Origin of the sequence: Pseudomonas sp. zbq_18 (genome assembly GCF_043102245.1) — a bacterium.
Taxonomy (GTDB): Bacteria; Pseudomonadota; Gammaproteobacteria; order Pseudomonadales; family Pseudomonadaceae; genus Aquipseudomonas.
In genome coordinates, this window is record NZ_JBICIT010000005.1 from 35683 (window position 1) to 48426 (window position 12744).

General features: G+C 60.2%; 12 protein-coding genes and 2 pseudogenes. 8 read left to right on the top strand and 6 right to left on the bottom strand.

All coding sequences use genetic code 11. The features are described 5' to 3' along the window. Positions 1-63: 63 nt before the first annotated feature. Together ACF8C6_RS03295 and aspS are read right to left on the bottom strand one after the other, a co-directional pair. A complete protein-coding gene (locus tag ACF8C6_RS03295) occupies positions 64-813 on the bottom strand; it encodes a YebC/PmpR family DNA-binding transcriptional regulator (RefSeq protein WP_392497989.1) in 750 nt (249 codons plus the stop codon). Between the two features lie 86 nt (positions 814-899). Next, the gene (gene aspS / locus ACF8C6_RS03300) at positions 900-2675 is read right to left on the bottom strand and encodes an aspartate--tRNA ligase (RefSeq protein WP_392497990.1); all 1776 of its coding nucleotides are present in this window, start codon (positions 2673-2675) and stop codon (positions 900-902) included. 246 nt (positions 2676-2921) lie between these two features. Here aspS and ACF8C6_RS03305 point away from each other — a divergent pair, with 246 nt between their 5' ends. The 5 genes and pseudogenes from ACF8C6_RS03305 to ACF8C6_RS03325 form a co-directional block, all read left to right on the top strand. After that, entirely contained in the window at positions 2922-4034 is a 1113-nt protein-coding gene (locus tag ACF8C6_RS03305; protein WP_392497991.1) for an HD domain-containing phosphohydrolase, read from the top strand. 135 nt (positions 4035-4169) lie between these two features. Further along, complete coding sequence (locus tag ACF8C6_RS03310) at positions 4170-4640, top strand: Dps family protein (RefSeq protein ID WP_277688702.1); 471 nt, start codon at positions 4170-4172, stop codon at positions 4638-4640. Positions 4641-4743: 103 nt separating this feature from the next. Next, positions 4744-5811, top strand: coding sequence for a GGDEF domain-containing protein (locus tag ACF8C6_RS03315; protein WP_392497992.1), 1068 nt, complete (start codon positions 4744-4746; stop codon positions 5809-5811). Positions 5812-5963: 152 nt separating this feature from the next. Then, positions 5964-6281, top strand: a pseudogene (locus ACF8C6_RS03320) (cold shock domain-containing protein membrane protein); the annotation flags it as partial. 75 nt (positions 6282-6356) lie between these two features. Further along, positions 6357-6575 (top strand): annotated as a pseudogene (locus ACF8C6_RS03325) (cold-shock protein); the annotation flags it as partial. 41 nt (positions 6576-6616) lie between these two features. Here the strand turns inward: ACF8C6_RS03325 and ACF8C6_RS03330 are convergent. Together ACF8C6_RS03330 and ACF8C6_RS03335 are read right to left on the bottom strand one after the other, a co-directional pair. Then, a complete protein-coding gene (locus ACF8C6_RS03330; protein ID WP_392497993.1) occupies positions 6617-6823 on the bottom strand; it encodes a SlyX family protein in 207 nt (68 codons plus the stop codon). A gap of 1 nt (position 6824) precedes the next feature. Further along, complete coding sequence (locus tag ACF8C6_RS03335) at positions 6825-7250, bottom strand: HIT domain-containing protein (RefSeq protein ID WP_392497994.1); 426 nt, start codon at positions 7248-7250, stop codon at positions 6825-6827. Positions 7251-7928: 678 nt separating this feature from the next. Between ACF8C6_RS03335 and ACF8C6_RS03340 the strand changes: the two genes are divergently transcribed. After that, positions 7929-9200 carry an OprD family outer membrane porin gene (locus tag ACF8C6_RS03340; RefSeq protein ID WP_392497995.1) on the top strand — a complete coding sequence of 424 codons (1272 nt, stop codon included), beginning with the start codon at positions 7929-7931 and terminating at the stop codon, positions 9198-9200. 72 nt (positions 9201-9272) lie between these two features. On the opposite strand, the gene ACF8C6_RS03345 is transcribed toward ACF8C6_RS03340, so the two are convergent. Further along, positions 9273-9680, bottom strand: a complete 408-nt coding sequence (locus ACF8C6_RS03345; protein WP_277688754.1) for a PaaI family thioesterase — start codon at positions 9678-9680, stop codon at positions 9273-9275. A 100-nt stretch (positions 9681-9780) separates the two neighbouring features. On the opposite strand from ACF8C6_RS03345, the gene ACF8C6_RS03350 reads away from it, so the two are divergent. Further along, positions 9781-11496, top strand: a complete 1716-nt coding sequence (locus tag ACF8C6_RS03350) for a proline--tRNA ligase (protein ID WP_392497996.1) — start codon at positions 9781-9783, stop codon at positions 11494-11496. Between the two features lie 20 nt (positions 11497-11516). Then, positions 11517-12467 carry a hypothetical protein gene (locus ACF8C6_RS03355; RefSeq protein ID WP_392497997.1) on the top strand — a complete coding sequence of 317 codons (951 nt, stop codon included), beginning with the start codon at positions 11517-11519 and terminating at the stop codon, positions 12465-12467. Here ACF8C6_RS03355 and ACF8C6_RS03360 read toward each other — a convergent pair whose 3' ends face one another. Then, entirely contained in the window at positions 12468-12743 is a 276-nt protein-coding gene (locus tag ACF8C6_RS03360) for an acylphosphatase (RefSeq protein WP_392498173.1), read from the bottom strand. Position 12744: the final 1 nt, after the last annotated feature.

Consider the following 12744-nt stretch of genomic DNA (forward strand, 5'->3'; position numbering starts at 1 on the left):
GCACCGATATAAAAAAGCCGGAAGCACCTGAGGCGACTTCCGGCTTCTGAAGCACAGACGCAATCAGTCCAGCTGCTCCATGATCTCGTCCGGAATCTCGGCGTTGTGGTAGACGTTCTGCACGTCATCCAGGTCTTCCAGCATGTCGATCAGCTTGAGCACCTTCTTGGCAGTCTCCAGGTCGGCAACCGGCGCACTGATGGAAGGCACCATCGCCACCTCGGCTTCCTCACCCTTGAAACCGGCAGCGTTGAGCGCCTCGTTGACCGCCAGAAAGTCGGCGAAGCTGGTCGAGACCAGCGCCGAGCCGTCCTCACCCATCTCCACATCGTCGGCGCCGGCTTCCAGAGCCGCTTCCATGAGCGCATCTTCATCCACGCCCGGAGCGAAACTGATCTGCCCCTTGCGGTCGAACATGTAGGCCACGGACCCGTCAGTACCGAGGTTACCGCCGCACTTGGTGAAGGCATGACGCACTTCGGCCGCGGTACGGTTACGGTTATCGGTCATCGCCTCGACGATGATCGCCACGCCACTGGGCGCGTAGCCCTCATAGCTCAGCTCGGTCATGTTGTCGGCTTCGGTGTTACCGGCGCCACGGGCGATGGCGCGGTCGATTACCTCGCGGGACATGTTGGCCGTCAGCGCCTTGTCCACCGCCAGACGCAGGCGCGGATTGTCCGCCGGGACCGGGCCACCATGTTTGGCCGCCACGGTCAGCTCGCGAATCAGCTTGGTGAAGATCTTGCCGCGCTTGGCGTCCTGGCGCCCTTTGCGGTGTTTGATGTTGGCCCATTTGGAATGACCAGCCATAACTCACTCCGTCTCTTTCTACTCAGGTTTAACGGGGCATGGCCCCATAACGAAGAAGCCTGGAAATCCAGGCTTCTTGTACCGATTTACTCAGCCTTGGGCTGTTCGCGCAGGCGAATATGCAGCTCGCGCAGCGACTTGTTATCCACCTCGCCCGGCGCCTGGGTCATGACGCAGGCAGCGCTCTGGGTTTTCGGGAAGGCAATGACTTCGCGGATCGAACTGGCGCCAGTCATCAGCATCACCAGGCGATCCAGACCGAAGGCCAGACCACCATGGGGCGGCGCGCCGTACTTCAGCGCGTCAAGCAGGAAGCCGAACTTCTCCTGCTGCTCTTCTTCACTGATACCCAACACGCGGAACACGGTCTGCTGCATGGCCTTGTCGTGGATACGAATGGAACCGCCGCCCAGCTCGGTGCCATTGAGCACCATGTCGTATGCGCGCGAAAGCGCGGCCGCCGGATTGGCTTCCAGCTCGGCCGGCGTGCACTTCGGCGCGGTGAACGGATGGTGCATGGCCGTCAGGCTGCCATCGTCGTTTTCCTCGAACATCGGGAAATCGACCACCCACAGCGGCGCCCACTCGCAGGTGAGCATGTTCAGATCGTGACCGAGCTTGATACGCAGGGCGCCCAGTGCTTCGGAAACGATCTTGGCCTTGTCGGCACCGAAGAACACGATGTCGCCGTCGACCGCACCGACGCGGTCGAGAATCACGTTGATGTTGTCCAGCGGGATGTTCTTGACGATCGGCGACTGCAAACCCTCAACACCCGCGGCGCGCTCGTTGACCTTGATGTAGGCCAGGCCCTTGGCGCCGTAGATACCGACGAACTTGGTGTAGTCGTCGATCTGCTTGCGCGGCATGCTCGCCCCGCCCGGCACGCGCAGCGCGGTGACGCGGCACTTCGGATCGTTGGCGGGACCGGCAAAGACCTTGAATTCGACGTCCTTGAGCTGGTCTTCGACATCCACCAGTTCCATCGGGATACGCAGGTCGGGCTTGTCCGAGCCGAAGCGGCGCATGGCCTCGGCCAGGGTCATGTGCGGCAGCTCACCGAACTCGACACCCAGCACTTCCTTGAACAGGTTGCGCACCATGGTCTCGGTGATGTCCATGATGTCTTTTTCATCGAGGAAGCTGGTTTCGATGTCGATCTGGGTGAATTCCGGCTGACGGTCGGCGCGCAGGTCTTCGTCGCGGAAGCACTTGGCGATCTGGTAGTAGCGGTCGAAGCCGGCCACCATCAGCAGCTGCTTGAACAGCTGCGGCGACTGCGGCAGGGCGAAGAAGCTACCGGCGTGGGTGCGGCTCGGCACCAGATAGTCGCGCGCGCCTTCCGGGGTCGCGCGAGTCAGGATCGGGGTTTCCACGTCGAGGAAGCCGTTCTCGTCCAGGTAGCGGCGGATGCTCGAAGTGATGCGCGAACGCAGCTTGAGCTTCTCGGCCATTTCCGGGCGACGCAGATCGATGAAGCGGTAACGCAGGCGGGTTTCTTCGCCCACATCGGTGTATTCGTTGAGCGGGAACGGCGGGGTCTCGGCCTCGTTCAGTACTTCCAGCTCGTAACCCAGCACTTCGATGGCGCCGGACGCCATGTTGGCGTTGCGCGCGCCTTCGGGACGCAGACGCACCTTACCGGTGATCTTCACCACGTACTCGCTGCGTACGCGGTCGGCCTTGGCGAAAGTTTCGGCACGATCCGGGTCGAAGACCACCTGGGCCAGGCCTTCACGGTCGCGGATATCGAGGAAAATCACGCCACCATGGTCACGACGGCGGTGCACCCAGCCGCAAAGGGTGATTTCCTGACCGTCCAGGCTCTCGTTCAACTGGCCGCAATAGTGGCTGCGCATCATGATCGTGTTCGCTTCTCTAATCAGTCTGAATTTGGGCCCAGGCATCTTGCAGGCATTTTCTGAGAATCTGAGACGAAAATGCGCGAATACTCGATCAGCGGCGCCATAGCGCCCGACTGGCACGATGCCGTGCCCAGGACAAGGGGCGCGATTATATATGGTTAATCGCATCGACGCAGCCGCCCACCACAGCAGGGAAGCTCGACCTCTCTATACTGAGAGTCCAGCCACGCGGAGAGCTTTGCAATGGCCCTAGCACGCCCCGCCGACATCCCTCAGGATCTACTTGAGGACTTTCGCCTCGACACCCACGAGCAATTGCCGCGCTGCGAACAGCTCCTGATCGAACTGGAGCAGCACCCGGGCGACAGCGCGCGCCTGCGCGAGCTGTTCCGCCGAATTCACACCATCAAGGGCAGCCTGGGCTATGTCGGCCTGAATCAGCTACTGCCACTCCCCCAAGCGATCGAGGATGTGCTGGGCAGCCTGCGCGAAGGTGACCTGCAGTTCGACAGCCTGCTCGGTGACATTCTGCTGCTCAGCCTCGATCAACTACGCAAACTGATCGACGCCACCCTGGGCCTTGTCGAAGCCCCCTCGCCGCAGCAGATCAGCAGCCAGTGCCAAGCCCTGCAGGCACTGGCCAACGCACCCGCCTCACGCCAGAGTGAAATTCGCCGGACGCTGCTGCAGCACCTCGACCCCAGCACTCGGCTGCAGCCTGTCGCAGTCGGCAACGCCTCTCTCCAGCAGTTACTGGAGAGCCACGGCGTAGCCATGGACGCCGACCTGCTCTTTTTCAGCGAACTGATGAGCGCCGGCGAGCACCGCTCTCCCTACTGGCACGGTCGAGGCTTACGCCTGCTCGACCTGGCGCTGAGCATGAATGAAATAGCCGGCAGCCCAGTAGAACCCGAGCAATTGGCCGCAGCCGTCTGCCTGCACGACCTGGGCATGGCCTTCCTTCCGCTCGAGCTCCTGCACAAGGAGAGCGAATTGAGCCGCGAAGAACGGCGCCAGATGCAAAGCCATCCACGCCAGGCATACGAACTGCTCAAGCGCATGCCGGCATGGAACACGGCCAGCGAGATCATTCTGCAGCATCAGGAGCACGCAGATGGCAGCGGCTACCCCAAGGGCCTGAGAGAAGCGGAAATCCACCCCGGCGCCTTGCTCCTGAATGTGGCCGACACCTTCGACGCCCGCACCCATGAGCGCGCCCACCAAACCCTAAGCAAGCGCCCACGGCTACGCGCAATCCTGGAGATCAACAATCTGTCAGGCCAACAGTTCAGCCATAAATGGGTGGATATTTTCAACCAAACCCTGCAAGCCAGACCCGAACTGGCGAAACTCTAGGAAGACCAACACCCACTCATAGCCTCCAGGCATGCCCCCAATTGACACAAGACAATCCGGGCAGAAGCCCGCCTGTGATAGGCTCCGAACATCAAGGGGAGCGTCTACCCCGGCCACCTGAGAGGAGATACCGGCATGGAAATCAACATCGGCATTGCTGAGCAAGATCGCGCCGCCATTGCGGAGGGTCTGTCCCGGCTGCTAGCTGACACCTACACCCTGTACCTGAAAACCCACAATTTTCACTGGAACGTCACCGGACCAATGTTCAACACCCTGCACCTGATGTTCGAAGGGCAGTACACCGAACTGGCGCTGGCCGTGGACGCAATCGCCGAGCGCATCCGCGCCCTGGGCTTCCCTGCACCGGGCACTTACGCAGCCTACGCCCGCCTCTCTTCGATCAAGGAAGAGGAAGGCGTACCTAGCGCCGAAGAGATGATCAAGCTCCTGGTCCAAGGCCAGGAAGCCGTCGTGCGCACTGCCCGCAGTATTTTTCCGCTGCTGGACAAGGTCAGCGACGAGCCCACCGCAGACCTGCTTACCCAGCGCATGCAGGTGCACGAGAAAACCGCCTGGATGCTGCGCAGCCTGCTCGCTGCCTGAAGCGCGTCCAGCCAAGGCCCGTCCAAGACGGGCCTTTTGCTAGGCACCCGCCCTGCAACTACTCTATTCTTTGCCCATACCACCATCCGCCACAGTGATGTGCATGAGCCAGCAGCCGAAAGCCCCCTCTATCCTCGAACAGTATCCGGAAGAAACACGCGAGGCTGCAGAGCTGCTCAAGCGTGCCGTACCCCACATGGTCCGGCACGACATCCCACCGAACCCCATCCACTACGCGCTCTGGTACAACTATTGCCGGGGAGACGAACCCGAACTGAACCGTCGCCTCGACAAGATCGTCGCGGATTTCTCCAGCTTCCCACCGGAAACCGCCGCCAAACTGTTTCGTGATTACATCATTCGCGGCGAGCTTGAAGAAGCACGCTGCGGGCAGCAGCAAGTCATCGAACTGGTCGACGATATTGAGGGCGACGTACAACGCAGCGTAACCGGCAGCCAGCATTATCAGGACAGCCTCTCCCAAGGCCTGGCGGCTCTGCAGGAGCCCATCGTCGACGACCTGCCTGCGGTGCTCAACGAGCTACAACTGAGCACCCAGCAAATGCACGATCAGCAAGAGAAGTTCCTCTACCGGCTACGCGCCGCCCAGGGTGAAATCCAGAGCCTGCGCAGCCAGCTGGAACGCGCCCAGGCCGCCGCAACACTGGACAGCCTGACTCACGTGTTCAACCGTCACGCCTTCACTCGCCTGCTGGAGCAGGCACTGGCCAACGACACCGACGGCCTGGCCCTGATCATGCTGGATATCGACCACTTCAAGCAGTTCAACGACCAGTACGGCCACCCCCTGGGCGACCGGGTTTTGCAGCATGTAGGCCAACTGCTGCGCGATCTGCTGCCTGCGCGCGGCGTGGCAGCCCGTTACGGCGGCGAAGAATTCTGCATCATCCTCAAGGACTGTTTCGACCTGGCCACCGCCAGCACCTTCGCCGAACAACTACGCCTCAAGATTCAGGCCTTGCGCGTCAAGGTTCGTAGCACCGACAAGGTTCTCGACACCATCACCGCCTCCTTCGGCCTGGCACTGGCCGTACCTGGCGACACCTTCGACACCCTGGTCACCCGGGCAGACGATGCGCTGTACCAGGCCAAACGCAACGGCCGTAACCAGATCAGCCCCACCACTTCCGAGCCAGCCCTGAGCGCCTGATTTGAGCGCCCCTCCCCTTTGCGGTTAAATACGCCGGCGCTGCCCTTGTAGCGCCTGGCGGTCAGGCCGGTTATTCGAGCCCATTCATCGGGCTTGCGTCGGTGCTGCCAGCATGCTCAAGCCAAATAGTGAAATAAGTGAGCTCATTACCCATGTTGAAGATCGTCCACCTGATCACAGGCGGCGGCGCTCTGCTGCTGTCCTTCCTTCCCAGCCTACGAAACGAAGCCCTTCCCTTCCTGCAACAACCGGATGCGCTCTATCTGGCATTGTTCGGCCTTAGCAACCTGTTCATGGCCCCCCTCCCAGCCCTCCCGCAAGGCGCACGCAACCAGCTGCAAGTACTGGTCAGCGCACTCATGGTGTTTGCTACTGCACTGCAAACACTCGTGCTGCTTGCCCCGCTCCCACAGATCGGCAACCAGCCAGCAGTTTTCCTCAGCCTGATTATTCTGGTAGCAGCTGCCGTCCTGCATCTGAGCATCAGCCTGAGCAAGGCAACCTCCACCCCGCGCAGCAACCCGCCCAGCCGCACCCCGAGCGAAAACCGCGAGACCGGCACGGTCAAATGGTTCAACACCTCGAAAGGCTTCGGCTTCATCTCCCGCGACAGTGGCGATGACATCTTTGTGCACTTTCGTGCCATTCGCGGCGAAGGCCATCGCGTATTGGTAGAAGGCCAGCGTGTTGAGTTCTCCGTCATGAACAGAGACAAAGGCCTGCAGGCCGAAGACGTCATAGTCGCACTCCCCGGCTACCGCTAAACCCAAATGAAAGAAGCCCGCAAACGCGGGCTTCTTCATATTCAGTAGTGCGGTGGCAACGCATCACCTTCGGCCAAACCGAACTGATTAGCCCCCTCTTCCAAACGCCGAGCCAATTCCTTCATCTGCACCTGCATGCGCTCAATCAGCCGCTGCTGCTCCACTAGCTCATCATTCAACGCGGCAATGGTGTCGTCCTGAAACGCCAGCCGGCTTTCCAACTCCACGACCCTCTGCTCCAGATCCATATCAAACCTCCAACCACTGAAAGTCACTCGTCAACACCAGACGCAAGCGTTCACGCATGGCTCTCAGCTGCTCTTGCGAATAAGGCACTGCGGGCTGACGCCCCCAGACCGGAGCTGGCCAGGCCGCATCATCGCGATGACGCACCACCACATGCATATGCAACTGACTCACCACATTACCTAGCGTCGCAATATTCATCTTGTCAGCCACGAAGGCATCCTTGAGCGTCTCGGCCAGCAGCGTAGTCTCTCGCCAGAGTTGCTGCTGTTCATCTGCAGCCAGCTGAAATACCTCGCTAACGGCCTCGCGGCGCGGCACGAGAATGAGCCAGGGATAAGTGGAGTCATTCATCAGCAACAAACGACACAAGGCAAAATCACCCAGCCCCAGGGTGTCCTGCTGCAAACGCGGATCAAGACTGAACATTCGAACCCCTCCAGCTCAGCTCACATGATTCTTCGGGCGCGCAGCATAGCGGGAAGGCATGGGCCGCTCACCCACCAGGCCCCAAAAACAGGCATACACCCCCGACTCTTGCGCCTACAAGGAAACGAACGCCCCATAAGTGGGCAAAAAAGTGGCAGATACGCCCACAAATCGACCAAGCACACCGACAAAAGCGTTACCGCGAAGCCAGGCACGCTCGCACCATCGTACCAACCCGAATCAAAGACGCCACCCCACACACCAGAATGTACCCAACACAATGCAGAACAAGCCTCTCAGTCGCAGAGGAAACTGCCACAGAGGATTTTTCTCACTCCCCAGGCAACTTGTGCACGGAATTTGCTTTGGTACTGCCACCGTCGGCACCGCAGGGGCTTTTGGTTCAGCGCAAATGACCGCTTAACGTCGTAAGCGCTTGGATTGATAGCTTTTTCAAGGTGACTCGCACGGAGAAAGCAGCGGCAAAAACCTACATAAAAGCGACATCGCAGATGCAAATTTGCGACAAGCTCACTAACTAAAGCGTAGGGAATCAATGATATCTGTCGCCAACTTAAACCTCCGTGCTATAAGTTAGCGCCGACACAAAAAGAAAGAGCCGCCCATATAACAAAATGCTGGGCAGCACAACTCTTCTAAACCAAAGGAGCAATCACAATGCAAGTGATGAAGTGGAGCGCACTGGCCCTGGCCGTGACCGCCGCAACTACTCAACTGGCTTTCGCCAGCGCGCAGTCCGAGTCCAACGGTCTGATTGAAGATACCAGCTTCGACATCTTCAACCGTGTTCTGTATATGAACCGCGACTACAAAAATCGCTACAACGACGGCAAGAACACCGCCGGCACTGGCGATAATGGCTATCGTGAAGAAACCGGCTACGGCCTGCGACTGCTGCTGGAGTCCGGATTCACTCAGGGCACTGTTGGCGTAGGCTTCGACGCCCACTCCCTCTCCAGCATCAAGCTTGACAGCGGTAGTGGCCGCTACGGCACTGGCCAGTTCGATAAAGACAGCGATGGCAATGGCGCAGATACACAGACCGAAGTTGGTGGCGCCATCAAATTCCGCGTTTCTGACACCGTTCTTAAGTACGGCAACCAGTTCGTCGGCAGCCCAGTATTCTCCACCGACGACAGCCGCATCCTACCGGAAGTCGCCACTGGCACCTACATCGTCAGCAATGAAATCGAAGGCCTTGAGCTGAGCGGCGGTCACTTCACTGCAGGCAGCAGCCAGACCTCTACCGACCGCGACACTGCAGGCCTCAAGTCTGCCGACATCGTGGGTATCAGCTATCAGTTCACCGACAACTTCAGCGCCGCATTCCACGCCTCTGACGTCGAAGACTACTGGAAAAAGTACTACGGTAACCTGAACTACACCCTAGGCGACCTGAACTTCGACTTCAATATCTACCAGACCGATTACGAGAAAGAGTATTCGGCTGACGAGTTCGACGACAACACCATCTGGAGCCTCGGAGCATCCTACAGCCTGGGCGCACACACCTTCACTCTGGGCTACCAACGCTCTACCGGCGACCATGGCTATGATTACGGCGTAGATGGCGGCGGTACCGTTTGGCTGACCAACTCGGTTCAGTACTCCGACTTCAACGGCGAAGACGAGCGCTCCTACCAAGCTCGCTACGACCTGGACATGACCGAATACGGCGTGCCGGGCCTGAGCTTCATGACTCGCTACATCACCGGTGACAACATCACCACCGACTCTGGCGATGAAGGTAAAGAGCACGAGTGGGATATCGAAGCCAAGTATGTGGTTCAAGAAGGTGCCGCCAAGGACCTTTCCTTCCGCGTTCGTCACGCTGTATGGCGCGCCAACGACGCCTATAACGCCCAGTACGATGACTCTGACCTGAACGACACCCGTCTGATCGTTGAGTACCCGCTGGACGTGCTCTAAGTCCTAGCGATGCTGCAATCAGTGCAAAAGAACCCGGCCTAGGCCGGGTTCTTTTTTATCTACCGAAGAAACTCAAAGAGGCAAAGCGTAGGTTCCCGTGACATGCGCCACTAATTCCCCCTCCCCTCCTTGTGAATAAAGCTGCACCTCACACACCGCTTGACGCCGCGAAAGGCGCAAGATTCGCGCCTCGGCAACCAGATCAACAGGCTTGGGCTTAGCCAGGAAGTTGATGTTCAGGTTGGCCGTCACCGCCATCTCAACCCTGCCCAAACGCCCCAGCACCACCGCATACATGGCCGCATCGGCCAGCGACATGATGGTCGGTCCTGAAACGGTGCCGCCCGGCCTCACCAGCTTGCCGTGAAATGGCACTCTGGCCACCGCCTTATCGGCATCCAGGTGATCGATCCTCAGGTCGATATCTTCCGCCATGGGCACGCCGGCACGAATCAATGCCTGAACCTGGTCAGCTGTCAGCTCCGCCATATTCACTTCCGCTCCATCCTGTACGCCACCTGGCTTGCCCCGTACAATGCCGAGTCATTATTTGCCCTCGCAACCGACAGAACGGCCAAACATGCGTACCAGTCAGTACCTGCTCTCGACCCTCAAGGAAACTCCCTCCGACGCGGTGGTGATCAGCCATCAGCTCATGCTGCGTGCCGGCATGATCCGCAAACTGGCCTCGGGCCTGTACAACTGGATGCCAATGGGGCTGCGCGTATTGCGCAAGGCCGAGGCCGTGGTACGTGAGGAAATGAACGCCGCTGGCGCCCTGGAAGTGATGATGCCGGTCGTGCAGCCTGCCGAACTGTGGCAGGAGTCCGGCCGCTGGGAGCAATACGGCCCCGAACTGCTGCGCATCAAGGACCGCCATGACCGCGCCTTCTGCCTAGGCCCGACCCATGAAGAAGTCATCACTGATCTGGCCCGCAACGAGCTGAACAGCTACAAGCAGCTGCCGATCAACATGTACCAGATCCAGACCAAGTTCCGCGACGAAATCCGTCCGCGCTTCGGCCTGATGCGTGGCCGTGAATTCCTGATGAAGGACGCCTACTCCTTCCACATCGACCAGGCCTCGCTGCAGGAAACCTACGACCGCATGCACCAGGCCTACTGCAACGTGTTCACCCGCCTGGGCCTGAACTTCCGCCCGGTGCAGGCCGATACCGGCTCCATCGGCGGTACCGGCTCCCACGAATTCCACGTTCTGGCCGAGTCCGGTGAAGACGATATCGCCTTCAGCGACAGCTCCGACTACGCCGCCAACATCGAAAAAGCCGAGGCCATTCCGCGCGAAAAAGAACGTGGTGCCGCTACTGAAGAGCTGCGCCTGGTCGATACGCCGGACGCCAAGACCATCGAAGAGCTGGTCAGCCAGTTCAACCTGGCTATCGAAAAAACCGTCAAAACCCTGGTCGTGCATGCCGCCGAGGAAGGCAAGCTGGTTGCACTGATCGTGCGCGGCGACCACGAACTCAACGAAATCAAGGCCGCCAATCACGAACTGGTCGCCAGCCCGCTGGTATTCGCCTCCGAAGCCGAAATCCGTGCCGCGATCGGTGCCGGACCAGGCTCGCTTGGCCCGCTGAACCTGCCGATCACTTGCGTGATCGACCGGAGCGTCGCCCTGATGAGCGACTTCGGCGCCGGCGCCAACATCGACGGCAAACACTACTTCGGCCTCAACTGGGAGCGCGACCTGCCGCTGCCTGCCGTTGCCGACCTGCGAAATGTGGTCGAGGGCGACCCCAGCCCGGACGGCAAGGGTTCCCTGGTGATCAAGCGCGGCATCGAAGTCGGCCATATCTTCCAGCTCGGGACCAAATACAGCGAAGCCATGGGCTGCAAGGTACTCGGCGAAAGCGGCAAACCCGTCACCCTGATCATGGGCTGCTACGGCATCGGCGTCTCCCGCGTGGTCGCCGCAGCCATCGAGCAGAACTGGGACGAGCGAGGCATCCTCTGGACCGACGCCCTGGCGCCTTTCCAAATCGCCATCGTGCCGATGAAGTACGAAAACGAAGCCGTGCGCGAAGCCACGGACAAGCTATACGCCGAATTGACCGCCGCCGGTTACGAAGTGCTACTGGATGATCGCGACAAGAAGACCAGCCCCGGTGTGAAGTTTGCCGACATGGAGCTGATCGGTATTCCGCACCGCCTGGTCGTCAGCGAGCGCGGCCTGGCCGATGGCAACCTGGAATACAAAAACCGCCGCGAAAGCGATAGCCAGCAGGTTTCGGCAGCCGACATCCTGACTTTCCTTGCCGAGCGCATCGCCCGCTGACCTCAGACCCAGTAACCCACATGTACCAGCGAAACACCCTTCGAATTGGCGCCGCCCTGCTCGGCGCCCTGATGCTCGGCGGCTGCGCCAACCAGCTACCGCAACGCAGTGAGCACGAGGAGCGCCTTGAACGGCGTTTGCTCGCTCACAGCCTGCAGATTGATGTTGGCGAGCCTCGCGTGCTGGCCTTGCCGCAGCGCCGCGTGCGCATCCACGAGCAAAAGACCTTCGAGGTCACTGCCTTCGAAGTTTCCCGCCGCTACGACCGCTACACGCCTTACCAGCCCTGGCGCGAACTGTACGAAGTGCCGTTGGGTGCCGTGGCGGTCGTGGCCGGGATTGGTGCCAACATCGTCAACGTGGTGATGCTCGGCCGCCTGCCGGACAGCGTGACCAAGGACTGGATCAACTATGGTTTCGCCGGCCTCAACCCGGCGATGAACGTCGAATCCAATGGTCGCTCGGAACAGAACCTGGCCAAGATCGACGAGGTTCAGCAGGACAAGCGTACCGAGTATTCGAGCCTGCCCTGGGCTGAACGCCCCGTGCTGGTCAAGGCTGGCAAGGAAACCCATGAACTGAGTACCGACCGCGCCGGCGTGCTGCGCCTGAACCTGCTCGACGGCCCCTTCGCCGACCACGACGCCAGTCAGATCGGCACATTGCTACTCAGTGTCGAAGACCCGCAGGATGGGACCCGCGCCGATGCCACCCTGCTGGTCAGCCGCGATCTGCGCGGCAAACTGCGCGAAGCGCACGCGTTGATCTACGACGATCTTGAAGACGACGAAGTGTCGCACTGGGTACATCGAGTCAAGCGCCTGTCCGACCTCGGCCTGGAGGAGGAAGCCAGCGAACTGGAGCAGAGCCTGATCGAACTGACTCGTAACGACCCGGAGTTGCAGCAGGAATTTCTCCACGCCCTACTCAAGGATGCTGGTCGCCTGGCGGCAGACCCTGGCGAGGACTGATCAGCGCCGGACCAGAAAACCTGCGATCCCCTGCAGCGGCTGCTCCTCCAGAGCCAGGCCGCTGACCTCAGCCCGCTCCGGGCCATGCTCCAGCCAGGCCGTCAGCTCACGCACGGCCTGTTCCTCACCTTCGAGCAGGACTTCCACACGGCCGTCAGCCAGGTTGCGCACCCAGCCATCGAGATCCAGCCGCTCTGCCTCTTCCTGGGTGCGCTGACGAAAATGCACACCCTGCACCTTGCCGCTGACGAAACCGTGCAGACAGATACGCATGATC

Excerpts from the sequence above, each read along its gene's own strand:
- ACF8C6_RS03295 (WP_392497989.1), bottom strand. The coding sequence starts at position 813 with ATGGCTGGTCATTCCAAATGGGCCAACATCAAACACCGCAAAGGGCGC.
- aspS (WP_392497990.1), bottom strand. The coding sequence starts at position 2,675 with ATGATGCGCAGCCACTATTGCGGCCAGTTGAACGAGAGCCTGGACGGT.
- ACF8C6_RS03305 (WP_392497991.1), top strand. The coding sequence starts at position 2,922 with ATGGCCCTAGCACGCCCCGCCGACATCCCTCAGGATCTACTTGAGGAC.
- ACF8C6_RS03310 (WP_277688702.1), top strand. The coding sequence starts at position 4,170 with ATGGAAATCAACATCGGCATTGCTGAGCAAGATCGCGCCGCCATTGCG.
- ACF8C6_RS03315 (WP_392497992.1), top strand. The coding sequence starts at position 4,744 with ATGAGCCAGCAGCCGAAAGCCCCCTCTATCCTCGAACAGTATCCGGAA.
- ACF8C6_RS03330 (WP_392497993.1), bottom strand. The coding sequence starts at position 6,823 with ATGGATCTGGAGCAGAGGGTCGTGGAGTTGGAAAGCCGGCTGGCGTTT.
- ACF8C6_RS03335 (WP_392497994.1), bottom strand. The coding sequence starts at position 7,250 with ATGTTCAGTCTTGATCCGCGTTTGCAGCAGGACACCCTGGGGCTGGGT.
- ACF8C6_RS03340 (WP_392497995.1), top strand. The coding sequence starts at position 7,929 with ATGCAAGTGATGAAGTGGAGCGCACTGGCCCTGGCCGTGACCGCCGCA.
- ACF8C6_RS03350 (WP_392497996.1), top strand. The coding sequence starts at position 9,781 with ATGCGTACCAGTCAGTACCTGCTCTCGACCCTCAAGGAAACTCCCTCC.
- ACF8C6_RS03355 (WP_392497997.1), top strand. The coding sequence starts at position 11,517 with ATGTACCAGCGAAACACCCTTCGAATTGGCGCCGCCCTGCTCGGCGCC.